General features: G+C 61.4%; 18 protein-coding genes. 7 read left to right on the top strand and 11 right to left on the bottom strand.

Features of this window, described 5'->3' with window-relative positions; all coding sequences use genetic code 11:
* Positions 1–5: 5 nt before the first annotated feature.
* A complete protein-coding gene (locus AB8A33_RS24365) occupies positions 6–1,646 on the bottom strand; it encodes an FMN-binding glutamate synthase family protein (RefSeq protein WP_439095090.1) in 1,641 nt (546 codons plus the stop codon).
* A 211-nt stretch (positions 1,647–1,857) separates the two neighbouring features.
* Positions 1,858–2,631 carry a ferredoxin--NADP reductase gene (locus AB8A33_RS24370; protein WP_439095091.1) on the bottom strand — a complete coding sequence of 258 codons (774 nt, stop codon included), beginning with the start codon at positions 2,629–2,631 and terminating at the stop codon, positions 1,858–1,860.
* 374 nt (positions 2,632–3,005) lie between these two features.
* Between AB8A33_RS24370 and AB8A33_RS24375 the strand changes: the two genes are divergently transcribed.
* Together AB8A33_RS24375 and AB8A33_RS24380 are read left to right on the top strand one after the other, a co-directional pair.
* Positions 3,006–4,013 carry a hypothetical protein gene (locus AB8A33_RS24375; RefSeq protein WP_439095092.1) on the top strand — a complete coding sequence of 336 codons (1,008 nt, stop codon included), beginning with the start codon at positions 3,006–3,008 and terminating at the stop codon, positions 4,011–4,013.
* Complete coding sequence (locus tag AB8A33_RS24380) at positions 4,006–5,325, top strand: bifunctional folylpolyglutamate synthase/dihydrofolate synthase (RefSeq protein WP_439095093.1); 1,320 nt, start codon at positions 4,006–4,008, stop codon at positions 5,323–5,325. The genes AB8A33_RS24375 and AB8A33_RS24380 overlap by 8 nt, the downstream gene beginning before the upstream one ends.
* A 141-nt stretch (positions 5,326–5,466) precedes the next feature.
* On the opposite strand, the gene AB8A33_RS24385 is transcribed toward AB8A33_RS24380, so the two are convergent.
* The gene (locus AB8A33_RS24385; protein ID WP_439095094.1) at positions 5,467–6,384 is read right to left on the bottom strand and encodes an amino acid ABC transporter substrate-binding protein; all 918 of its coding nucleotides are present in this window, start codon (positions 6,382–6,384) and stop codon (positions 5,467–5,469) included.
* An 8-nt stretch (positions 6,385–6,392) separates the two neighbouring features.
* Positions 6,393–7,688, bottom strand: a complete 1,296-nt coding sequence (locus AB8A33_RS24390) for a dicarboxylate/amino acid:cation symporter (RefSeq protein WP_439095096.1) — start codon at positions 7,686–7,688, stop codon at positions 6,393–6,395.
* A 234-nt stretch (positions 7,689–7,922) separates the two neighbouring features.
* Between AB8A33_RS24390 and AB8A33_RS24395 the strand changes: the two genes are divergently transcribed.
* The 4 genes from AB8A33_RS24395 to AB8A33_RS24410 all read left to right on the top strand — a co-directional run bounded on the left by AB8A33_RS24395 (position 7,923) and on the right by AB8A33_RS24410 (position 12,822).
* Complete coding sequence (locus AB8A33_RS24395) at positions 7,923–8,924, top strand: NADP-dependent oxidoreductase (protein WP_439095097.1); 1,002 nt, start codon at positions 7,923–7,925, stop codon at positions 8,922–8,924.
* Positions 8,925–10,024: 1,100 nt separating this feature from the next.
* Positions 10,025–10,483, top strand: coding sequence for a PaaI family thioesterase (locus AB8A33_RS24400; protein ID WP_439095099.1), 459 nt, complete (start codon positions 10,025–10,027; stop codon positions 10,481–10,483).
* Between the two features lie 221 nt (positions 10,484–10,704).
* A complete protein-coding gene (locus AB8A33_RS24405) occupies positions 10,705–11,115 on the top strand; it encodes a response regulator (protein ID WP_439095100.1) in 411 nt (136 codons plus the stop codon).
* Between the two features lie 129 nt (positions 11,116–11,244).
* Complete coding sequence (locus AB8A33_RS24410; protein ID WP_439095102.1) at positions 11,245–12,822, top strand: ATP-binding protein; 1,578 nt, start codon at positions 11,245–11,247, stop codon at positions 12,820–12,822.
* A 3-nt stretch (positions 12,823–12,825) separates the two neighbouring features.
* On the opposite strand, the gene AB8A33_RS24415 is transcribed toward AB8A33_RS24410, so the two are convergent.
* The 7 genes from AB8A33_RS24415 to AB8A33_RS24445 all read right to left on the bottom strand — a co-directional run bounded on the left by AB8A33_RS24415 (position 12,826) and on the right by AB8A33_RS24445 (position 23,444).
* The gene (locus tag AB8A33_RS24415; protein WP_439095103.1) at positions 12,826–15,459 is read right to left on the bottom strand and encodes an EAL domain-containing protein; all 2,634 of its coding nucleotides are present in this window, start codon (positions 15,457–15,459) and stop codon (positions 12,826–12,828) included.
* Positions 15,460–15,649: 190 nt separating this feature from the next.
* A complete protein-coding gene (locus tag AB8A33_RS24420; RefSeq protein WP_439095105.1) occupies positions 15,650–18,283 on the bottom strand; it encodes an EAL domain-containing protein in 2,634 nt (877 codons plus the stop codon).
* A gap of 269 nt (positions 18,284–18,552) precedes the next feature.
* The gene (locus tag AB8A33_RS24425) at positions 18,553–19,338 is read right to left on the bottom strand and encodes an ABC transporter ATP-binding protein (protein WP_092140076.1); all 786 of its coding nucleotides are present in this window, start codon (positions 19,336–19,338) and stop codon (positions 18,553–18,555) included.
* Positions 19,335–20,108 (bottom strand): ABC transporter permease, encoded by a 774-nt coding sequence (locus AB8A33_RS24430; protein ID WP_439095106.1) that lies wholly within the window; start codon positions 20,106–20,108, stop codon positions 19,335–19,337. Before AB8A33_RS24430 ends, AB8A33_RS24425 begins: the two co-directional genes overlap by 4 nt.
* A 142-nt stretch (positions 20,109–20,250) precedes the next feature.
* Positions 20,251–21,195, bottom strand: coding sequence for an ABC transporter substrate-binding protein (locus tag AB8A33_RS24435; RefSeq protein WP_439095108.1), 945 nt, complete (start codon positions 21,193–21,195; stop codon positions 20,251–20,253).
* A 105-nt stretch (positions 21,196–21,300) separates the two neighbouring features.
* Positions 21,301–22,065 (bottom strand): histidine utilization repressor, encoded by a 765-nt coding sequence (hutC, locus tag AB8A33_RS24440; protein ID WP_439095109.1) that lies wholly within the window; start codon positions 22,063–22,065, stop codon positions 21,301–21,303.
* Positions 22,065–23,444 (bottom strand): formimidoylglutamate deiminase, encoded by a 1,380-nt coding sequence (locus AB8A33_RS24445; RefSeq protein WP_439095111.1) that lies wholly within the window; start codon positions 23,442–23,444, stop codon positions 22,065–22,067. Before AB8A33_RS24445 ends, hutC begins: the two co-directional genes overlap by 1 nt.
* Before the next feature lie 95 nt (positions 23,445–23,539).
* Here AB8A33_RS24445 and hutI point away from each other — a divergent pair, with 95 nt between their 5' ends.
* Complete coding sequence (gene hutI / locus AB8A33_RS24450; RefSeq protein WP_439095112.1) at positions 23,540–24,769, top strand: imidazolonepropionase; 1,230 nt, start codon at positions 23,540–23,542, stop codon at positions 24,767–24,769.
* The last annotated feature ends 8 nt before the right edge of the window (positions 24,770–24,777 follow it).

The raw sequence follows: 24,777 nt of genomic DNA on the forward strand, positions 1-24,777 counted from the left end.
GATATCTAGGCCGAACGTTCCAGAGCTGCTGGCAGGAACGAGCCCGCTTGCGCCATCTCCCATGCATCGCGAAAGCGCTTGTCGCCGGTGCCATCGACCAGCTCGTTATGGCGCAATGCCGGATACATCCGCGTGAAGGACAGGACGTCGGTACTGGAGGCCCGATGCGAGAAATGGATCGGGCGAATATCCTGCGGATGATCGAGCCCGGCTGCCGCAATCAGCTCGGCCAGCGCATGCAACGTCGCCTCGTGATAGTTGTAAACGCGATCGGTCTTCTGCGGCACGGCGAGGGCGCGATTGCGTGTCGGGTCCTGCGTCGTGACGCCGGTCGGGCAACGATCGGTGTGGCAGCTCAGTGACTGGATGCAGCCCAGTGCGAACATGAAGCCGCGCGCCGAATTGCACCAGTCGGCGCCGAGCGCCATCGCGCGGGCGATATCGAAGGCCGTCGCGATCTTGCCGGAGGCACCGATCTTGATGCGGTCACGCGCACCGATGCCGATCAGCGCATTGTGCACGAAGTTGACGCCCTCGCGCATCGGCATGCCCAGATGGTCCATGAATTCCAGCGGCGCCGCGCCGGTGCCACCTTCATTGCCATCAACCACGATGAAATCCGGATAGATGCCGGTCTGCAGCATCGCCTTGCAGATCGCGAGGAATTCCCAGGGATGACCGATGCACAGCTTGAAGCCGGCGGGCTTGCCGCCGGACAGACGACGCATCTTGTCGATGAACTCCATCATCTCGATCGGTGTTGAGAACGCCTTGTGATAGGCCGGCGAGATACAGTCCTCGCCCATGGCAACGCCGCGGATGCGCGATATCTCTTCCGACACTTTTGCCGCCGGCAACACGCCGCCATGACCGGGCTTTGCGCCCTGGCTGATCTTGAGCTCGACCATCTTGATCTGCTCGTTGACGGCAAGCTTCGCGAAGGCGTCGGGATCGAAGTTGCCATCACGCGTGCGACAACCAAAATAGCCTGAGCCGATCTCCCAGATCAGGTCGCCGCCCATTTCCTGGTGATACGGGCTGACGCCGCCCTCGCCTGTGTCATGGGCGAAGTTGCCACGCTTGGCGCCGGCATTCAGCGCCCGGATCGCATTGGGGCTGAGTGCACCAAAGCTCATGGCCGAGACGTTCAGTACCGAGGCCGAATAGGGCTTGAGGCAATCCGGACCGCCGATGGTGATGCGAAATTGCTCAACCGCATGCGGTCGCGGCGCGACCGAATGGTGCATCCACTCATAGCCCTCTTCGTAGACGTTCTTCTGGGTACCGAAGGGACGCTTGTCGAGCACCATCTTGGCGCGCTGATAGACCACCGCACGCGTGTCGCGGCTGAACGGCATGCCATCCTTTTCGCTCTCGAAGAAATACTGCCGCATCTCCGGACGGATTTCTTCGAGCAGGAAGCGGATATGCGCCGAGATCGGATAGTTGCGCAGAACCGCATGGTCCTTTTGCAGCACGTCGTGAATGCCGAGCATGGTCAGGCCGCCGAAGACGATGACCGGGATGACAACGAGAGGGATGACCTTGGGGTCGTGAATGCCAATGCCGACCAGCAGCAAGGTGGCAACGCCGCAGATCGTCAAAACGATGAATCGCGGCGAGAGGGGAAGCATCAACGTTTCCATAAAATCCTGCCTGACATGAATGGCGCTAGCGTTACACAGACCCGATGACGCAAACATCACAAGCGCGTTGCCGCAGAGCATCGCACCCGAGCGCCCAATCTAGCGCGCCACGCTCAATGAATTGTTGCCAAAAGCGAGAGCCTGAAACGACAAAACCCGCACCGAAGCGCGGGTTTTGCAGTGCAGTGCATTTCGATGGTGTCGGGCTGCCTTAGCGCTCGACGAAAGCCTTCTCGATCACGAAATGACCGGGCTTGTTGCCGCTGCCTTCGGTGAAATCGAGCTTCTCAAACATGACCTTCAGGTCTTCGAGCATCGCCGGACTGCCGCACAGCATGACGCGGTCGGTGGCGATGTCGAGCAGGCCCTGGCCGATATCCTTGAAGATCTGGCCGGACTCGATCAGGTCGGTGATGCGGCCGCGATTGCGGAAGGGCTCGCGGGTGACCGTTGGATAATAGGTGAACTTGTCCTTCATCAGCTCCCCGAACAGCTCGTCCTTCTGGAGTCGTTCGACCAGGCGCTCGCCATAGGCCAGCTCCGAGACCTGCCGGCAGCCATGCACCAGCACGACCTGCTCGTACTGCTCATAGACTTCGGGATCCTTGATCAGGCTGGCAAAGGGCGCGAGACCGGTGCCGGTCGACAGCATGAGAAGGCGTTTGCCCGGCAGCAGACTGTCGGTGACCAGCGTGCCCACCGCCTTACGCGCGACCAGGATGGTGTCGCCTTCCTTGATTTTCTGCAGGCGCGAGGTCAGCGGGCCATCCGGCACCTTGATGCTGAAGAATTCCAGCTCTTCCTCGTGGTTCGCGCTGGCCATGGAATAGGCGCGCAGCAGCGGCTTGCCGTCGACCTCAAGGCCGATCATGGCGAACTGGCCGTTCTGGAAGCGGAACGAGGTGTCGCGGGTGGCTTTGAAGCTGAAAAGTGTATCGGTCCAATGCTGGACAGAAAGAACTTTCTCTCTGTGAAAGGCGCTCATGAGATTTGATTTTCCAGTGCGGGCTTTTTTAGAACAAGTCCATTGTTTGCCGCGTCACGATGCCGAGAAACCATTGCGGCTATTGGCTAATTTTGGTTCTCGCAGCTGCGAATGACAATTAGTCAAAGAAGCCATGAAGTGCAATTGCGGACTGAGGGAGGCGGTCGATTAATTTCCAAAGCAGGTTACCCATGCAGCAGCAGCCCATCTGGCCGCGACATTAAATTACCCGATATGGGAGGTTTCGTTCAATTTCTTGCCGGACACCGTTAATGGTATCCGGCTGGATCGCCCGATCCCGATCCGGTAGTTTCCGGCCACCACGTTAAAGTCGTCGCAGGCGGCTTTTCGTTCAATCGTCGGCCTGGTTCTTGATGACATCCCTTCGCGACATTCGGGCCGGAAAGCCCCCATTCTATCCCGACCAGTCGATCTATGCCGAATACGCTTGCCGCCAGTTCGGGCTGGATTTCGCCGACGTCGATGGCGGAACGGGGCTGATCTTCACTGTCGGCCGCAACGGCAGGAGCGCATCCTTCGGCGGCGGACGCGCCTCGTTCTTTCCGCAGAACAATGCCACGGCTGCGACGCTGGCGAATGACAAGTATTTCGCCAATGTGCTGATGGAGCGCGCCGGCGTCCCGACTTTGGGCGGAAAATACTTCTTCCTGCATGAGCGTTATCGCGCCCATCGCCCGCCCGGCCACGAACATGCCGACGCCGTCTGGCATTTTGCCGAACTCGGCGACCGGGCCTTCATCAAACCGCTCATGGGATCGCGCGGCGACTTTGCGGAGATCGTCACGGGCGGCGATGCGCTGATGGCCTATCTCAGGCAGGTTGCGCAGTATTATGACGCGATCCTGATGCAGCGCATCTATACCGGCCAAGAATATCGCGTCTTCATCCTCGACGACGACGTCGTGTATTGCGCGCAGAAGACGGCGCCCTTCGTAACGGGCAACGGCAAGGCGACGCTCAGGCAATTGATCGCCGCGGAGACGTCCACGCTGGACCGCCACGGCATTTCGTCAGCCACCACAGATCCCGACGACACCTCCCTCGATCGCGTGCTGCCATATGGTGAGCGACGCGCGATTCCCGGCCGGATGAACCGCAGCGCAGGCGGTAGCATGAGCTTTGCTGCACCGGGCAACGAGACTGTCGCCTTTGCGATGGCGCTGCAGGCCGCCAAGGCGCTCGGCCTGCGCGCTGGCGCGGTCGACCTGTTTACGGATATCGACGGCGATGCTGCGGCCTTGCGCGTGATCGAGGTCAATGCCAATCCCTCGATCCGCTTTCTCGAAGACAGCGGCCGCGAGGATCTGATCCTGCGCATCTGGCGACATACATTCACGGCGATCGGCCTGCTCGATGTTTAACCTGCCCAAATATGGCGACGGCCTCTGCCTCGCGCGGCTGTCCCTGCTGCTCGATGCGCTGTCCATCGACCGTATCAGGCTGCGCAAACATTCCGTCGTCGTCGCCGGCTCGAACGGCAAAGGCAGCACGGCGGCATTCTGCGCCAGCATCGGCCGCGCCTTCGGCCTGCGGACCGGGCTGTTCACCTCGCCGCATCTCTATCGCTTCAACGAGCGCTTCCAAGTCGACGGCGTACCCGTCGATGACGAGTTGCTGGAAGCCCTCGTGCTGCGTGTCGCCACCGCCATCGCCGATCTCAAGCAGCACACACTGGATGAGGTCTTTGGCGCCTTCGAGGCGCAGTTCGCACTGGCCTGCCTGTATTTCCAGGAGACCGAATGCGAATTCGCCGTGTTCGAAGCGGGCATCGGCGGACGCTACGATCCGGTTCGGCTGGTCGGCGCCGACATCACCTGCGTCACCTCGGTCGATCTCGAACACGTCAACCTGCTCGGCAACTCGCTGGAGCTGATCGCCTGCGACAAGAGCGATGCATGTATCTCGGGCGGCACGGTCGTCTATGGCGAGAACTGCCTGTCCATGCGCGGCAATCTCGCCGAGTACAATCGCAACCGCAACGTCACCGGCCTGCATGTCGGCGACGAGATCACGATCAGCAACGTCTTTGCATCAGCCAAAGCCCAGGCCTTCAACTGCCGGCTGGGCGCATTCGACCTGCGCGCGCTCGAACTGATGCTGGCCGGCGAGTTCCAGCTCAACAATGCCGCCATAGCGGCTGCGCTGTTCATTCTCTGGATGCAGCGCATGCATCCGGATGCGACCACCAGTGCCATCGATCTCGCGGTCCGGACCGGGCTGCGCGACACCAGATGGCCGGGACGGCTCGAGATCATTCAGCGCGATCCCCTGACCGTGATCGATGTCGGCCATACGCCTGATGGCGTGGCACAGGCCCTGAAGAGCCTTCGCACCATCCATGGCGATGACAACTGGTTGCTGGTGCTCGGCGTCTCCGGCGACAAGAATGTCGACGATATCGCCAAACACCTCGCGCCCAATTTCGATACGATCGTCTGTACCCGCGCCTATCACAAGGGCGCCGACGCGCGCGTGGTCGGCGCTGCGGCGCGCAAGGCTCATCCGGCGGCGCGCATTCATGTGGCCAATGCCATGGAAGACGCGGTGCGCCTCAGCCAGCAACTCGCGCGCGCCGTGCCACGCAAGATCTATGTGGCGGGTGGACTGTTTGCGGCGATCGAATATGCCACGGTGCTGCGCGGCGGCAAGGCGCAGGATTTGGTGTTTTTCTGAGATCTCACGCTCGTCATTCCGGGGCGTGGCCGGCACTTGCCGGACGCGCACCCGGAATCTCAACATGAGAGTCTCCGGGCAGCCAAACACATCCGGATTCCGGGTTCGCGCAAGAGCGCGCCCCGGAATGACAGTTTGTGGTCAATTCGTCCCGCCCGCTGAATCGTCCAGCACTTTAAAGCTCTCCTCGAGCTGCGGCGAGATCGACACGCCCATGCGCTCTCCTGTCGGCAGACGCGCAACGAACCATTTGTTGTAGAGCGGGATCAGATCGCGATTCGAGCCGAGCCGCCGGAAGGTACGCTCGACGACGTCGCTGAGCTGCTTCTCGCCTTTGCGGAACATGATGCCGTAGGGATCGTAGGACAGGTAGTCGCCGACGACGCGAAACTTGTCCTGCGACTTGTGCCGCGCGATCAGCCCCGACAGCAGGATATCGTCGGTCGCGAAGGCATCGGCCTTGCCGTCGACCAGCATCTGGTAGCTCTGCTCATGATCGGGCGAGACCACGATGTTGAGGCCGAGATTGAACTTCTTGTCGACCGCGTACATCGCCTGCTCGTTGGTCGTGCCCTTGGTGACGACGATGGTCTTGCCCTTGAAATCGGTCGGCGCGGTACCCGTCGTGGTTTTCGGCACCATCAGCTTGGTGCCGGCAACGAACATCAGCGGCGAGAACGCGACCTGCTTGCGCCGTTCGGCATTGGCTGTGGTCGAGCCACATTCAAGATCGATCTTGCCGTCGATGACGGCAGGGATGCGATCGTCCGACGTGACCTTGACGTATTCGATCTTGAGCTGGGGATCGTCGACCTCAATGCCGATGTCCTCGACGATGGCCTCGCAGAGTTCGAGACTGTAGCCGATCGGGCGGCCGGCCTGATCGAGGAACGAGAACGGCGGCGAGCTTTCGCGATAGCCGAGCTTGACCACATGTGCCTTCTTGATCGCCGCCAGCGTCGGACTAAGCCCTTCCGCAGGCGCTTGCGCCTGCGCGGTCGTCGCCAGCAGCAATGCTGCCAGAATTCCGGTAATCGAACCGGTCAAATCATGGCGCATCTTGCACCTCATCCATGCCCGAGAGCGGGGATTTCTCCGGGAATCATGTTGCCCGGCACGACATCATCGGGGCCGAGTTCATGTTCGGGCGCGAGTTCGCCTTCCCATTTCGCGACCACCGCCGTGGCCAACGAGTTGCCGATCACATTGGTGGCGCTGCGACCCATATCCAAGAACGTATCGATACCCATGATCATCAACAGGCCGGCTTCGGGAATATTGAACTGGCTGAGCGTGGACGCGATCACCACCAAGGATGCGCGCGGCACGCCGGCCACGCCCTTCGAGGTGATCATCAGCGTTGCCAGCATCGCGAGCTGCGTGCCGAGCGACATTTCGATGTGATAGGTCTGCGCGATGAAGATACTGGCGAAGGTGCAGTACATCATCGTGCCGTCGAGATTGAACGAATAGCCCAGCGGCAGCACGAAGCTCGAGATGCGCGACGAGGCGCCGAAGCGGTTGAGGCCTTCCAGCGTCTTCGGATAGGCCGCTTCCGAACTTGCGGTGGAGAACGCGATCATCAGTGGCTCGCGGATCAGCCGCAGCAGATGGCTGTAGCGCGGCCCGATGACAATGAAGCCGACCACCACGAGGATGCCCCACAGAATCGCCAGCGACAGATAGAAGCCACCCATGAAGACGATCAGCTTCCATAGCACGCCGAGGCCGTTCTTCGAGACCGTCGCCATGATCGCCGCCCACACCGCGAGCGGTGCGAACAGCATCACATAGCCGGTCACCTTCAGCATGATGTGACCGAGGTCATCGATCAGTTGCAGCATCGGCTTGGACCGTTCCGGCATCGCACCCATCGCAACTGCGAAGAACACGGCGAAGATGACGATCTGCAAGATCTCGTTCTGCGCCATCGCATCCGCGATGGAGGTCGGGATCAAATGGGTCAGGAACTTCTCGATCGAGAAAGCCGATGTCTGCAGGCCGGTCGACTGGCCGGCGGCCGGCAGCGTCCCCGGGAAATTCGCGCCCGGCTGCAACAGGTTGACCATCACGAGGCCGAGCAACAGCGAGATGAAGGAGGCGCTGACAAACCAGCCCATGGTCTTGGCAAAGATGCGGCCGAGCTTGGAGCCCGAGCCCATATGGGCGATGCCGCCGACCAGCGTGGCGAAAACCAGGGGCGCGATGATCATCTTGATCAGGCGCAGAAACAACATGGCGATCAGATTGACGTCGGCCGCGATCTCGCCGCGGCTATCGGGCAAATAGTTAAAAACCAACGAGCCCATCACGATGCCCAGCGCCATCGCGATCAGAATGTATTGCGTAAACCTGTTCGACATACCGACCCCCGTTACACATTCCCAACTGCGACAGTCTGTCATATTGATCAGGGCGCGCAACAAGCTTCGTCAGCTGCGTACCGTTTCGGTATCATCAGGCGGCAAATAGCCGTTGTGGAATGCCGCGCTGCCGCATAGCGTCAGTACTAACTATAAAAACTGTGCAGTCTGATTGTTTTGTACGCGGTGACTGCAACAAGTTTCGACAGAGGAAAGAACAGGGAGACAACGGCCATGACCGACACCGTCAATCATCAGGTACTGCTCGTCGAAAAGCCCACAGGAAAATTGGGACCCGAGCATTTCAAACTATCAAAGGGCCAGATTCCTGAGCCGAAAGATGGCGAAGCGCTGCTGCGCGTGCGCTACATCTCGCTCGATGCTGCCAATCGCGCATGGATGCATGGCGCGACCTATCGCGCTGCCGTCGAGGCCAATACGGTAATGGCGGGCGGCGGCATTGCCGAAGTCGTGTCGTCGAAATCGCCTGCGCTGAAGCCGGGCGACATCGTGTTCGGCGACACCGGCTGGCAGAATTACGCGGCGGTGCCGGCCAAGCATCTCAACAAGATGCCACGGATGGAACCGATGACGCATCTGCTCAGCGTCTATGGCATCGCCGGACTTACAGCCTATTTCGGCCTGCTGGACGTCGGCAAGCCCAAGGCCGGCGAGACCGTCGTCGTCTCGGCAGCGGCCGGCTCGGTCGGCTCCATCGTCGGCCAGATCGCCAAGATCAAGGGCTGCCGGGTGGTCGGTATCGCCGGCGGCAAGGACAAGTGCGACTGGCTGACCAAAGAACTCGGCTTCGATGCGGCGGTGGACTACAAAGACGGCGCGGTGTTCAAGGCGCTGAAGGCGGCGGCCCCCAATGGCATCGACGTGTATTTCGACAATGTCGGCGGCGAAATTCTCGAGGCTTGTCTCGCACAGATGAATCTCAACGGCCGCATCGCCTGCTGCGGCGCCATCTCGCAATATGACGGCGCGCCCTCGGCGACCGGCCCGCGCGGCGTGCCCGGTCTCATCGTGGTGAAACGCCTGATCATGCAGGGCTTCATCGTGATGGACTATATGAACCAGCGCGAAAAGGCCCTGACGGATCTGCAGTCCTGGGTCGCCGCCGGCAAGCTCAAGGTGCAGGAGGATGTCATCGACGGGCTGGAGAACACGCCGCAGGCACTGATCGGCCTGCTGGCCGGTGAGAACCGCGGCAAGCGGATGGTGAAGGTGTAGAAAGATAGTGTAGCGGAGCTCTTCCTTTTCCCTCCCTCAAGCGGCGAAGCCGCGTAGTGGGGAGGGTGGCACGTTGCGAGCACTTGCGAGCGACGTGACGGGTGGGGTGGCGCAACACGCGAGAGCATCGCTTGTGGCACCCCCACCCCGGCCTATCGGCCGACCCTCCCCACAAGGGGGAGGGATTCCTCTGGTGCCTGCGCGCCATCGCTGATGTGAATGTCAAACAGCCACGGTGCTTCAGACATGCGTCATCGCCCCCATTATTTGCGGCGCGGGGGCGCCGTCGTCTCTCGCATTCCCTGCCCCCCTGTGAGAGGGCGTGCGGAACGCCGGGTGCCCGTTGCACCCTTGGGCCTGATGCGAATGCGGTCTTCCGCAATTTGGAGTGCATCAGGACTTTCGGACGCGCTGGGCGAAGTGCCCGGCGTTCCGCATGCGGTGTTTTTTCGGTTGCTTGCACTTTGCCTCAGCGAACGATCCGATCACCGAATTAAAGTCCCAAGGCGATGGGAAGGGAGCCTCAAGCGAATAGGCCGGACACGTTTTGACTTTGGTCGTCCGTCACACTGTCCAGAGAGTCTTTCCATCCCAAACTCGGCCGTCTCCTTGCCAGTGGCAGTGCTGGCGCAGATTCGTCCTGCCCGAAGACAGACGTCACCCCCAAACCGCGTAACGCCGCATCTCCGGCGTCCACCGCATCCAGCCCCGCGAACGTGACGATCGCGCTCGCCCCTCTCGGTGGGGCCGGACGGAGGGGAATATAAACCTGATGGGGATACTGTCAACGGGTGATAGGAAAAAATGTTTGAGCGCTCCAAACTCGTCATTCCGGGGCGGGACCGGCGCCGAAGGCGACGGGACTGAACCCGGAATCTCAACGTTGGAGTCTCCGTAGAGCAAAACACTCTGGGATTCCGGGCTCGCGTCCGGCAAGTGCCGGCCGCGCCCCGGAATGACGGCGGGGAATAACGAGCTACGAGCCATGCAGATCGCGAGGCGGTCCCTCGTCGCGACATCCTATCCACCTGCCCCACGCTTTTGTATGACCTAGCACTTACTCCCTCCAGCCCATCGAAATCTCGCGAGAAGGAAAATCCATGACTGATGCGGCGACTGACGCGGCCAATGCTGAACTCGAAGCCGCCGGCTGGAGCATCATGGACGATGACGGGTTCATCCATTTCGTCGGCCCGATGTGGCACCGGATCGTCGATGGCATCAACGAATTCGCCATTCTCGGCCAGGACAAGCACCGCAACCGCCGCGGCGTGGTTCAGGGCGGCGCGGTGATGACGCTGGCCGACCGGAGCTGCGGTATGGCGGCGCGCGAGGCTGCGGGGGTTGAGGCGCTCGCCACGGTCCAGATGGATACCTATTTCGTCGATGCCGCGCGGATCGGCGACCTGATGATCTCCCGGCCCAAGGTCGTGCGTGCCACCAAGAGCCTGATCTTCATGAGCACCGAGGTCAGCGTGAACGATCACGTGGTCGCCACGGCGCATGGCGTGTTCAAGACGGTCCGCGACCGCACCGATGCCGGGCGTAAAAACGAATGACCCGACGGCCGCCGCGGATTTCCGTCATCTTCACGGATTTTTTTTCGCATGCGGCGGAACGAAAGCGCGAGCAGCTCGCTTAGCAAGGAGATGCGAACCAAAACAGTTTTTACGCGACCTATATTCGTATTGGATTGATCACGTTTAGACTGACCGACGCTTTCGACCCGAACCATCCCGGCCCTGTGGCCCATGGAACCGGCGATCAAGGTTCAAACCCCATGGCCCAAGACGCTTCCGCAAACGACGCCGCCCTCCCCGCCACCGTCCTGGTCGTCGAGGACGATGTGCTACTGCGCATGTTTGCGGTCGAAATGATCGAGGAAGCCGGCTTCCGGGTGATCGAGGCGGAGGATGCCGACGCTGCGATCCGCGTGCTCGAAGCGCGTAACGATATCCGGATCATCTTTACCGATATCGACATGCCCGGCTCGATGAACGGGCTCAAGCTCGCCCATGCCGTCGCCAATCGCTGGCCGCCCATTCGCATCATCGCGACATCAGGCCACTTCAGAATAGGCGAGCGCGACCTGCCCGATGGCGGCCGCTTCATTGCCAAACCCTATCGCCAGCACCAGATCATCGGCGCCCTGACCGAATTCGCCAATCCCCACAGCGCATTCCGCGGCTGATAAGCCCCGTTCGCACTTGCGCTCACGCTTGACGCCCCCACACCGCCCGGTCACCCTCGGTTGCTAGATACCAGCTATCGGCAGGGGCAGACGATGTGGGCATCACTCCAGAACTTTCTCGATAGTTCCATGTTTGCCCCGCACGGCATTTGTCTGTTGTGGGATCCCGGCCTGATCTGGCTTCACGTCGGCTCGGATGCACTGATCGCCGCGGCCTATTTCTCGATCCCCATCGCGCTCACGATCTTCGTCTGGAAGCGCCGCGATGTGGAGTTCGGCTGGATCTTCTGGGCCTTCGCGCTCTTCATCATGGCCTGCGGCCTGACCCATGTGATGTCGATCTACACGCTGTGGGTTCCGGCCTATGGCGCCGAAGGAATCCTCAAGGCGATCACCGCCATCGCCTCGGTCGTCACCGCAGCGATTCTCTGGCCGCTGCTGCCGCGGCTGCTGGCGATCCCCTCGCCCGCGCAATTGCGCGAGACCGAACTGGCGCTGATCGAAGAAGGCCGGCACCGGCGCGAGGCCGAGGACATGCTGCGCCATACGCAGAAGATGGAAGCGATCGGCCATCTCACCGGCGGCGTCGCCCATGACTTCAACAATCTGCTGACCATCATCATCGGCAATCTCGAAATCGCCGAACACAGCATCTCGACCTGGACGGAATCGTCGCGCGATCGCCTCAGGCGCGTCATTGCCAGCGCAGCCGGCGGCGCGCAGCGCGCCGTGGTGCTGACCCAGCGCCTGCTCGCCTTCGCGCGCAAGCAGCCGCTCGACCCGAAGACCATCAACGTCAATGGATTGCTCCACGGTATGTCGGACTTCTTCCAGCGCACATTGAGCGAGAATATCGATCTCGAAATCGTCGGCGGCGCCGGGCTGTGGCAGGTCGAGGTCGATCCGAGCCAGATGGAAGCCGCCATCCTCAATCTCGTGGTCAATGCACGCGACGCCATGGCCGGCCAAGACCATCTGAAGATCGGCAAGCTGACGATCGAAACCAGCAATGCTTTCATCGACGAGATCTACGCCCTGCAACATTCCGATGTCGTCATCGGACAGTATGTCCTGATCTCGGTGACGGATACCGGCCCGGGCATGCCAAAGGACGTGCAGGAGCGCGCCTTCGACCCGTTCTTCACCACCAAGGAGCCCGGACAGGGCACCGGTCTCGGCCTGAGCCAGGTCTACGGCTTCGTCAAGCAATCCGGCGGCCATGTGAAGATCTATAGCGAGGTCGGCGAAGGCACGACCATCAAGGTCTATCTGCCGCGCAGCAGACAGCATACGGAGCAATCGACCGAAATCGAGAGGCGCATCGTCGGCAGCAAGGGCAATGAAACGGTGATGGTGGTGGAGGACGATCCGGATGTGCGGTCCTACCTGGTCGAGACGCTGGAAGGTCTCAACTATCAGGTCCGCGAAGCCGGCAATGCCGACGCAGCGCTGGCCGATTTTTCCGCCGACCCCGAACCGTTCGACCTGCTGCTGACCGATATTGTGATGCCCGGCATGAACGGGCGACTGCTGGCCGACGAGATGCAGAAGCGGCTGCCGAAGCTGAGAGTACTGTTCATGACCGGCTATTCGCGCAACGCCATCGTGCATCAGGGCCGGCTCGATCCTGGCGTGTCGCTGCTGCAAAAGCCGATCACGCAAGCCGCGCTCGGCGGCAAAGTGCGCGAGATGCTCGACAAGCGGTAAAGGCTAAGGGATGCGCCTGACGGGCACGGCGCCGCGCGTCCGGTCCGCCTGACGCCGCATGTCGCTCAGGGTCGCGGCGGTACGCGACATTTCGTGACTCGCGAGCCAGTGTTCGAAATCCGGCACCGACAGCGCCGGCGAATAGACGAAGCCCTGGATAACGTCGCAGCCGAGTTCCGTGAGAATCCGGCGTTGCCCATCGGTCTCGACGCCCTCGGCGACCACGATCATGTCGAGACTCTGGCCGACGCGTATGATGGCGCGCGTAATCGCCAGCGCGCTCGCCTCGCTTTCAAGACCACGCATGAAGCTGCGATCGATCTTCAACTCACGGATCGGCAGATGCGCGAGACGGCTGAGGCTGGAATAGCCGGTGCCGAAATCATCCATCGACAGCCGTACGCCGGACTTGCGAATTTTCTCCATGGTCTCGATGGCGGTCGAATGCTCGCTCATCACCACGCCTTCGGTGACTTCCAGTATCAGCATGTCCGGCGACAGACCGTTTTCGGCGATCACCTCGCCGACCAGCGTGGCGAGATCGCCATTCTGGAAATTGATCGGCGACAGATTGACCGAGACGCCGGGTACGTCGATGCCATCTTTGCGCCAGGCCGCGACCTGCCGGCATGCCTCGCGCAGCGACCAGGTGCCGATCAGCTCGATCAGCCCGTATTCTTCCGCGAGCGGGATGAATTTCGATGGCGGCACTTCACCGAGTATCGGATCGGACCAGCGGGCCAGCGCCTCGACACCGTAAAGGCGACCATCAGCGCGCACCTGCGGCTGATAGTGAAGCCGCAGCGCACCCTGCACGATGGCATTGCGCAGCGCCGTGCTGAAGGCGAGTCGCTCTTCGCTGAGGCGATTCATTTCCGCGCTGAAGAAGCGATAGGTCGAGCGGCCAGCCTGCTTGGCCTGATACATCGCCGCATCGGCATGTTTGAGCAGACCGTCGATATCACCGGCATTGTCGGGATAGATACTAACGCCGATGCTGGCCGATACCGGCACCAGCTTGGCGCCAAGCTGCATGGGCGGCAACAGCGTCTCGAGCAAGCGGCTGGCGATCAAGGCGGCGCCTTCGACATCGCAATTCGGCAGCACAATGACGAATTCGTCGCCGCCCTGCCGGCTCAGCGTGTCGGCCGGCCGGATCTGCCTGCAGAGTCGTTGCGTGACCGCGACCAGCAACTCGTCGCCAATGGAATGACCGAGCGTGTCGTTGACGTCCTTGAAGTGATCGATATCGAGGAACATCACGGCAATGCGGTCGCGCGGCTTGCTCCTGTCGATCAGCCCCGTCAGGATCTGGCGCAGTTGCGCGCGGTTCGGCAGGCCGGTCAGCGCATCGAAATAGGCCAGACGCGCGATCTCGCTGCGGGCCTCGTGCCGTTCAATGGCCAGTGCGCACAGATGCACACAGGCATCGACGATGGTCTGGTGCCAGCGCGTCGGCCCCCGCGTCTCGCTAAAGTAGAACGCAAAGGCGCCGATCACGCGACCATCCCGCGCCTTGATCGGCGTCGACCAGCAGGCGCGCAAACCGGCTTCCAGTGGCAGGGTATTATAGGGCAGCCACCGCGGATCGGTGGCGATATCGGTGGCCAACACCGCGTGGCCGAGAAAGGCCGCAGCGCCGCAGGACCCGACATCGGGACCGATGGCCAACCCGTCAATGAGGGGCGCGAAGGTTGGCGGAAGACTGGGACCCCCGAGCGGATGGAGCCGGCCTTCCGCGTCCACATGCAGCACCGACGAGACGATATCGGGCGCGATGGCTTCGACGCGGTGGCAGAGATCGCCGATCACATCCACGACCGGCATGTCGTTGGCGAGATTTTCCAGCACATGATGCTGCAGCGAATTGATCTGCTTGCTCTCGGTGATGTCGTCGAGCACCGCGACGAGGTGCTCGACCTCGCCGGCTTCATTGCGACCTGCGTTGACGGTGCTTGAAATCCAGATCTCGTGACCGTCCTTGTCGTAGACTAGGAGATCTTCCTGCCCGTGTCCTTCGGCATCGATTTGCGCGTGAAACCGCTCCAGCGCTTCGTTGTCGGTATACTCTCCGGTCAGCAAATCCCGGGGGTGTTTGCCCATCGCTTCCGCGAGGGTATATCCGAACAGCTCCGTGAAAGCGTCGTTGACATAGACGATGGTCATGTCGCGCTTGGAGACCATCACGACACGGTCAGTCTTTTCGGCAACCAGCGCCATCAGCGCATTTTGCTCGCGGTCACGGACATCGTCCGTCACGTCGCGGATGAAGTTGATGTAGAGCGTCTTGCCGGCATAATCGACGCGCGAGATCGAGAACGCGCCCCAGGCCTCGCTCCCGTCCTTGCGGCTGATCCTGAACTCGCGGCGCCCCTTGACCGCCGTTCGGGGATCCATGGCAGACTTTGCCGCGATCACTTCATCGAGATGTTCGCGCACGTCGAGCGGAACGAGGACACTGATCTGTCGACCGATGACTTCGTCGCGGTGATATCCCCACATCCGCTCGGCCGCGGCATTGAAGTGTCGGATCTGGCTGTCGACACCCGTGATCACGACAGCATCGACCGCCTGCTCGAACGCCGAGAACAGCGCCTTCGCGGCTTCACTGGGCTGGCCAACGGGACTTGTAGGCATGAAACGACCTTCGATCGCGGGAGCCGCGTGAGCACGACGACGGCTGTCTTCGTTACAACGGCAATGTCATTCGCAGGTACGAGTGTATTTGAACTCCAGTAGCTAAGAAGTTTGCTCGATCTCATCTCGAGGGGCCGGAATGCCGGATGTCGTTAACACCACGTTAACGACAGTCGTCGACTTCTCGGGATTACATGGCCGCAAGCGCACCCGGCCGTATGTCCTGTTGCGAAGCTTCGGCCCGGCGCTCGTCGACCAGCGCCGCCCAGCGTTCGGCATGGCGGGCCACCAGCCAGGCTTCGAGATCGAACGCGGACAATGCGGGCGAATACAGGAAACCCTGAATGACGTCACAGCCCAGCCCAGCGAGAATCCTGCGCTGCTCTTCGGTCTCGACGCCTTCGGCCACGACCGTCATATTGAGGCTCTGCCCGACACGCACGACTGCGGTGGCGATCGCCAGAGCGCAGACTTCGGTCTCGATACCGCGCATGAAGCTGCGATCGATCTTCAGCTCGCGCACCGGCAAATGCGCCAGGCGGCTCAAGCTCGAATAACCGGTGCCGAAATCATCCATCGACAATCCGATGCCCGCCGCGCGGATCTGCATCATGATCTCGATCGCGGTCGTGTGTTCGCTCATCACCGCGCCCTCGGTGACTTCGAGCATCAGCCTGTTCGGCGCCAGCCCGTTTTCCGCGATGATGTCGGAAATCAACGCCGGCAATCCCGAATTCAGAAAATTAATCGGCGACAGGTTGACCGAGACGCAAGGCACATCGAGCCCTGCCTTTTGCCACGCCGCAATCTGCCTGCACGCCTCGCGCAGCGACCAGATACCGATCTGCTCGATGAGGCCGCATTCCTCCGCGAGCGGGATGAATTTCGCCGGTGACACATCGCCCAATACGGGATCATGCCAGCGCGCCAGCGCCTCGACGCCGTACAGATCGCCATTGCCGGCGCGTATCTGCGGCTGGTAGTGCAACCGCAGACCGCCTTGTGCAAGCGCGTGGCGCAAAGCGGTGCTGAGACGAAGGCGCTCATCACTCACGCGGTCCATGTCGTTGCTGAAAAACCGATGCGTGGAGCGGCCGGCTTGCTTGGCCTTGTACATTGCCGCATCGGCATATTTCAGCAGGCTATCGAGATCGCGGGCATTGTCCGGAAACATGCTGATGCCGGCGCTGGCGGAAATCGGAACCTGAGTGCCGCCGAGCTGCAACGGAACCGATAGCGCCTCGGTGAGACGGCTCGCAATGCGGGAGGCATCTGCCGCGATACAGTTCGGCATCAGGATGATGAATTCATCGCCGCCCTGACGACTGAGGATATCGCCGGGGCGGATGTGCTGATGAAGCCGCTGTGTGACGGCGACCAGCAAGTCATCGCCGACAGCATGCCCCAGCGTATCGTTGACGTCCTTGAAGTGATCGAGGTCAAGAAATATCAGCGCCATCTGCGCATCTGCGGAGCATTCCGCGACGGCACGCTCCATCAACTGGCGCATATGAGTCCGGTTCGGCAGACCGGTGAGCGCATCGAAATAGGCAAGCCGCGAGATTTCGTTGCGCGCTTCTTCACGCTCGATGGCGACCGCGGCGAGATGAACACAGGCATCGACGATGCCGTGATGCAAGCGGCTGGGTCTGCGACATTCCCTGAAGTAGAATGCGAACGTGCCGATGACGCGCCCATCCTTGGCCTTGATCGGCATCGACCAGCAGGCCTTCAGACCGGCAGCCAGCGGCGCGCTGTTGTAGGGCAGCCATAGAGGATCGTTTTCGATATCGGTGACCAGAACAGGCTGGCCGCGAAAGGCCGCGGTCCCGCAGGACCCGACATCCGGTCCGATGGCAATGCCGTCCAGCGCCTGTGCATAACCCGCCGGAAGGCTTGGTCCCCCCAAAGGACGCAGCAGTCCCGCGGAATCGACATGCAGCACCGAACAGACGACATCGGGCGCGATCTGCTCCACCTTCCGGCAAAGGTTGTCCATCATGTCGCGCAGCGGCTGCTCATCGGCCAGCGCTTCCAGAATGTGATGTTGCAGCGACTGAAGCTGCTTGCTCTCGGTGATATCGGTCATCAATGCGACGAGGTGCTGGATTTTTCCATCCGCATCGTGAATCGCATTCAAGGCAACCGAGACCCAGACCTCGTTGCCCGCTTTGTCGTAAAGAAGAATTTCGTCTTCAGCAGAACCTTCCGTTCTGATCTGCTGGTCCAGATATGCGAGCGTCGCCTGGCTGGTATATGCGCCGACGAGAAATTCCTCGGGGATGAGTCCCGTCGCCTCTTCCAGCGAGTAGCCGAACATGCCGGTGAAGGCGCCGTTGACATAGCAGATGCGGGCATCGCGACCCACAATGAAAATAGCGCGTTTTGTCTTGTCGACCACGAGGGACAGCCGGATCATCTCTTCCCTGCGCTTCACCTCCTCCGTCACATTGCGGACGAAGCCCATATAGGTGACCTCGCCATTCATCTCGACGCGCGACATCGAGAACGATCCCCAGATCTCGCTGCCGTCCTTGCGTTCGATTTTCACCTCGCGGCTATGACCGACGATGCGATTGACACCGGTGGTGCGGTTCGCGGCGATATAGCCGTCATGCTGCGACTTGACAGCCATCGGCACCAGGAAACTGACATTTCGTCCGAGCACTTCGCGGCGCTCATAGCCCCACAGCCGTTCGGCAGCGGCGTTGAAATGGATGACGGCGTTCTTGCTGTCGATCATCACGACAGCATCCATGGCCTGTTCTAATCCCGCGAGCAGCGTCCTAGCGGCATCACTCTGGTCGACATGCACCAACGTCATAAACGCAACTCGCAATTACTTTGCTCAAACCATCGGACCGTCGTTGAAATGGCCCGATCACCGGCTTTCAGCCGAGGTGGTGCAATCGTATGTGCGAGACGTCGCCAAACTGTTTTGCGCGGCGCCTGAGTTTCAGACAGCCGCGAACGTAATTAAGGTTCGGATAAAACCGCGCAGCCTGAGAAGGACACACAATGCGCGACGCAACCTTCGATAGATCGCGCGTCGCTCAAGCGGTATCCTGACGCCGAAGGAGTGCGCGAAAGGACTTAGTGCGCTTCGGCCGCGAGCACGGCTTCGACGCGGATTTCCTCCGTCAACCGTGCTTTCAGGTCGGAAAAGGCCGGCGTGGTCTTGATTGTGTAGTGCCGCGGATGCGGCAAATCGACCGGAATGTCCGCCTTGATACGACCGGGACGTGCAGACATCACCACGGTTCGCGAAGCAAGAAATATCGCCTCTTCGATATCGTGGGTAACGAAGATCACCGTCTTGCGCTCGCGCTCCCAGATGCCGAGCAGCAATTCCTGCATCAAGGCGCGGGTCTGGTTGTCGAGCGCCCCGAACGGCTCGTCGAGCAGCAGGATCTTGGGATCATTGGCGAGCGCGCGAGCGATGGCCGTGCGCTGCTGCATGCCACCGGAGAGTTGCTTCGGGAAATGATTGGCGAAACTGGTGAGGCCCACCTTCTCCAGCCACTGTTTGGCGATGTCATTGCGCTCACGCTGGGACACACCGCGCTCACGCAGACCGAAGGAAATATTCTCCGATACCGTGAGCCAGGGAAACAGCGTGTAGGATTGGAACACCATGCCGCGATCGGCGCCGGGACCGGTGATCGCCTTGCCGTCGAGCAGGATGCGGCCGGTGGTCGGCGTATCCAATCCGGCGACCATGCGCAGCAGCGTGGACTTGCCGCAGCCCGATGGCCCGAGGATCGTGACGAAGTCGTTGTCCGCGACGGACAGATTGGTCGGCTCCAGCGCGCGCGTCGGCGTGCCGCCGCGAACCGCCGGAAAGATCCGCGAGACGTTGTCGATGACGAGCTTGCTCAAATGATGCTCCACGGAAACAAGCGCCGGTTCGCAGCCTTGAACGCATAGTCCGAAATCAAACCGATGATGCCGATGACGATGATGCCGAAGATGATCTGGCCGGTGGCCAGCAGCGCCTGGCTGTCGATGATCATGTGACCGATGCCCGAGGACGAGCCGATCAGTTCGGCGACGATGACATAGGTCCAGGCCCAGCCAAGCACGAGGCGCAGGATCTCCGCGATCTCCGGTGCGGCGGACGGGATGAGAACGCGCTTGAGCACGCCGGCGTCTCGCGCGCCGAGCGTCAGCGATGCCTCGACTAGATCGCGGCGCACGCTGCCGACACTGACAGCGACCATGAGAACGAGCTGAAACACCGAGCCGATGAAAATCACCAGCAGCTTCTGCAATTCACCGATGCCGGCCCACAGGATCAGCAGCGGAATGAAGGCGGACGCGGGAAGATAGCGCGCAAAGGACACGAAGGGTTCGAGAAACGCTTCGATCGGCTTGTAGGCGCCCATCAGGATGCCGATCGGCACCGCGAACAATGCGGCCAGCACGAAGCCGCCGATCACGCGCCAGATGGTCATGCCGATGTCGTGCAGGAAGCCCTGCTTGGTCAGGAGCAGCCAGCCGTCATCCAGCATGGTCAGCGGATTGGCGAGGAAGGTCTTGGAGACGAAGCCGCCAAAGGTCGCATAGGACCATGCCGCCACAAACAGCACGAAGAAGGATATGCCGAGCACGACGCGCGCGGTGGATGAGATGGGGGCGAGTGGTTTCATGACGGTCCCGAGGGGGCAGCTACAAACTCAGTTGTCACACCCGGGCTTGACCCGGGTATCCATCTATATGCCTGAGCCGAAAGATGGATGGCCGGATCAAGCCCGGCCATGACGTCGTGGGGGCCTCCGTGCGCTATCGCACTTACTGAATGAAGCTGGGATCAGCGAGCTTCGACATGTCGGGAAGCTGCTTGATCACGCCGATCTCCAGCAGCAGATCGGCAGCTTCTTTCGAGAAGGCAGCGTGTTCTCCAGCGAAGAATTTCTTGTTCGCTTCCTGATCCTGCCAGCGCAGATACTGCGCGGAGGCGCCGAACTTCTCACCGGACTGCTTCACGTCGGCGCCCATGATCTCATAGGACTTGGCCTGATCGGCCTTGATCATGGCGACGGCTTCGAAATAGCTCTTGGCCAGCGCCTTCACCGCATCGCCGTTGTCCGCTATGAACTTCGGCGTGCAGCCGAAAGTGTCCATGATCATCGGATAGTCGAGCGTGGTGGCAATGATCTTGCCGGCTTCCGGCTTCTCGCGCACCGCCGAGAGATAGGGCTCATAGGTCATGGCCGCATCGTTCTGGCCGGCGATGAAAGCCTGCGCTGCCGGACCCGGCTCCATGTTGACGACGGAGACGTCCTTCACGCTAAGACCGTTCTTCTTCAGGAACCAGGCGAGCGTGAAATAGGGCGCGGTGCCGGGAGCGGAAGCGGCAACGGTCTTGCCCTTCAGATCCTTGATCGATGCGGTACCGGCGCGCACAGCCATGCCGTCGGCGCCATAGGACTTGTCGAGCTGGAACAGCTGCGTGGTGGCGACGCCATTGGCATTCCACACCACCCAGGTCTCGACCGTGGTGGCGGCACACTGCACGTCGCCCGACGCGATGGCGAGATGGCGGCTCGCCTGCGGCACCTTCTTGATGGTGACGTCGAGACCGTTCTTGGCGAAGATGCCGGCTTCCTTCGCCAGCGTCAGCGGCGCAAAACCGGTCCAGCCTGAAATAGCAATGGTGACCTTGGTCTGCGCCGCAGCCGGGGTCGCAACGAGAGCCGCGAGCATGGCGGCGACGGAAACTCCAATCAACTTCATAACGCACTCTCCTCAGCCAGATTTAGAATGATACTGCATGGCAACATGGCGGATTGCCAGAGTCAATTTCCGCAGACGCCCTGCGGCAGATGATTCATGTCGTCCTCACGATCGCAGCCCCGTCGGCGTGAAGCGTGCGGTGAGCTGATACAGATCGTTCGGATAGGTGACGCGCACCGATGTGATGATCTTGTTCTTGCGCCAGGTGCGGCGCTCGACCACGAGGCAGGCGGCCGGCTTCTTCAGCGTCAATGCTTTCAGCGCGACATCGTCGGCGAGAGATGCCGTGATCCGATGCTCCGCCTCATTCCACGGTACGTGACCGAGCAGCCAGCTACCGGGCGGCACGCGCGTGAAGTCGACCTCGGATGCAGGCGGCACCACGTCGAGATTGATCAGGCGCTCTTCCAGAGCGAACGGACGCCCCTTGGCGATGTGCCGACAGCTCAGCACTAGTACGTCGCAGCTCTTATCGATGCCGAGACGTTCGAGATCGTCCTTGGTCGCCTTGCGCCGTTTGCGCGTGAGCAACTCGTAAGCATAGGCCTCGCCGCGCTTGGCGATCTCGGCCTGGATATCCGGAATATGCAGCACCGCCGACTGCACCAGCGGCTTGGCGACAAAACTGCCGACGCGGCGCTTGCGCTCGATGACACCGGCGGCCGCGAGACCTGACAGCACCTTGTTCACGGTCATCCGCGAGCAATTATAGCTCTCGACCAGTTCATGTTCGAACGGGATGCGATAGCCGGGCGGCCAGCGGCCGGACAGAATCTTCTCTTCGAGATCGGCACGGATGCGCTGATACAGCGCCTGCGGCGCGGCCTGCGCTTTTCCATTCGCCAGTTTTGACACGCGCGCTGTCGCCATCAGAGTGTCGCCAGCCGTTGCACGACGCGCCGATAGCGTTCGGTGATGGATGCGCGCTTGATGTGGCGCCCCCTGTCGACGACCTGCTTGCCGCCGACGAAGACGTCGGAGATCGCCGATTTTCCTGCGACGAAGGTCGCGGCATCGAGCCAGCGGTCGCCGGTGACGGCACAGAGATCGGGATGCGCGGTGTCCAGCACGACGATATCCGCACGCTTGCCAACCGCAAGTGCACCGATATTGCGGCCCGAGGCCTGCGCGCCGCCGACAAGCGCATGTTCATAGAGCGCACGGCCGGTGGATTCACCTTCATGCCGCGCCACCGCATTGCGGACGCGGTAGGCGAGACGCTGGCTGTATTCGAGCTGCTTGAGTTCGCCGGGCGCCGTGATCTCGATGTTGGAATCGCTACCAACGCCGAACACGCCGCCGGCATCGATGAAGCGCGGACCTTCAAAAATGCCGTCGCCGAGGCTGGCTTCGGTGAGCGGGCACAGGCCGATGACGGCCCCTGCTTTCGCGACACCGGCGGTTTCTTCATCCGTCATGTGCGTCGCATGGATCAGCACCCAGCGCCTGTCGACTGGCATGTGATCCAGCAGCCATGCCACCGGCCGCTGGCCGGACCATGCGATACAGTCGTCGACTTCTTTGGTCTGTTCGGCGACGTGAATGTGGATCGGTCCATCCGGCACCGCCTTGAGGACGTCATTTAGTGTGTCTGGCGTAATCGCGCGCAGCGAATGCGGTGCAATGCCGATAGCGGCGTCATCGAGATGCGCGATGGCAGCGCGCGACTTCTCCAGCAGCGCCAGAAAGCGCGCGGAGTCGTTGATGAAACGGCGCTGGCCGTGAATAGCCGTGGCACCGCCGAAGCCACTGAAATTATAGAAGGACGGCAGCAGCGTCAGGCCGATACCGGTCTCGCCGGCCGCTGCCGCGATGCGCGTCCCCATCTCCGCGAGATCGCTATAGAACGCGCCGGTCTCGTCGTGATGCAGATAGTGAAACTCGGCGACCGAGGTGAAACCGCCTTCCAGCATCTCGGCATAGGTGAAAGCCGCGATGGCCTCGACGTCATCCGGCGTCAGCGTATCGATGAAACGATACATCAACTGCCGCCAGGTCCAGAAACTGTCCTGCGTGGCGCCGCGGATTTCAGTGAGGCCGGCCATGCCGCGCTGGAACGCATGGCTGTGCAGATTGGGTAGTCCGGGCAGCGCCACGCCGCTGATGATTTCGGCATCAGCGCTGCTCGAATTCGCGGCAACGGCCGTGATGACGCCATTCTCGATTGAGACAACGACGTCGCCCGCCCAGCCTGACGGCAGCAGCGCGTGCGCGAAGAACAGCCTTTTTGCAGCACGTTGCGTGCCCATAGCGATTGCCTGTTGCATTCAAAAGACGCTCGACAATAAGCGAGGCCGCTGATTATGTATAGACATACGACGTCCCGAATTTACGGCAGTCCGTCATGACCTTCGATACCATCTGGACCAATGCACGCCTTGCGACCATGGCGGCCGGCACGCCCGGCCTCGGCATCGTGGAAGATGGGTGCATCGCAGCAAAGGACGGCCGGATCGCTTTCGCCGGATCGGCGTCAGACCTGCCGTCGGATGCCGACGCCAAGGCACGGATCGATTGCGAGGGTCGCTGGATCACGCCGGGACTGGTCGATTGCCATACCCATCTGATCTATGGCGGTAACCGCGCGAGTGAATTCGCGATGCGGCTCGAGGGCGCGAGCTATGAGGACATTTCGCGCGCTGGCGGCGGCATCGCATCGAGCATGAAGGCCACGCGCGCGGCCAGCGAAGCGCAGCTCGTCGCCAGCGGATTGAAGCGGCTCGATCATCTGCTCGCCGAAGGCGTCACCACCATCGAGATCAAGTCGGGCTATGGCCTCGACAAGGATACTGAAATTCGCTGCCTTACAGCGGCACGCCAGCTCGCGAAGGAGCGCGACGTATCAGTCGTTACCTCATTCCTTGGCGCACATGCGATGCCGCCGGAAGCCAATGGCGACAAGGACGCCTATATCGACACAGTCATCGCCGAAATGCTGCCGGCGATCGCCGAACTGAAACTCGCCGACGCCGTCGACGCATTCTGCGAGGGCATCGCCTTCTCGCCGGAGCAGACGGCGCGGGTGTTCGACGCCGCCAAGAAACTCGGCCTGCCCGTCAAGCTGCATGCGGACCAGCTGTCCAACCTGCACGGCGCCAAACTCGCCGCCGACTACAACGCACTGTCCGCGGATCATCTCGAACACACCGATGAAGACGGCGTGATCGCGCTGACCAAGGCCGGCACCGTCGCCGTGGTATTGCCGGGCGCTTACTACACGCTGCGCGAAACCCAGGCGCCGCCGATCGCGCTGTTCCGCAAGCATGGCACCCATCTGGCGCTGGCGACCGACAGCAATCCGGGCACCTCGCCGCTGACCTCGCTGCTGCTGACCATGAATATGGGCGCGACGCTGTTTCGCATGACGGTCGACGAATGCCTGCTCGGCGTGGCGCGCGAGGGCGCACGCGCACTCGGCAAACTCAAGGATGTCGGCACGCTGGAAGCCGGCAAAGCCTGCGACCTCGCCATCTGGGACATCGAACACCCCGCCGAGCTGGTTTACCGCGTCGGCTTCAATCCGCTTCACGCGCGCGTCTGGCACGGCCAATCGCACGCGACCGTTTCCAAGTAAGGATCGAC

The organism is Tardiphaga sp. 813_E8_N1_3 (assembly GCF_051811025.1).
Lineage (GTDB): Bacteria > Pseudomonadota > Alphaproteobacteria > Rhizobiales > Xanthobacteraceae > Tardiphaga.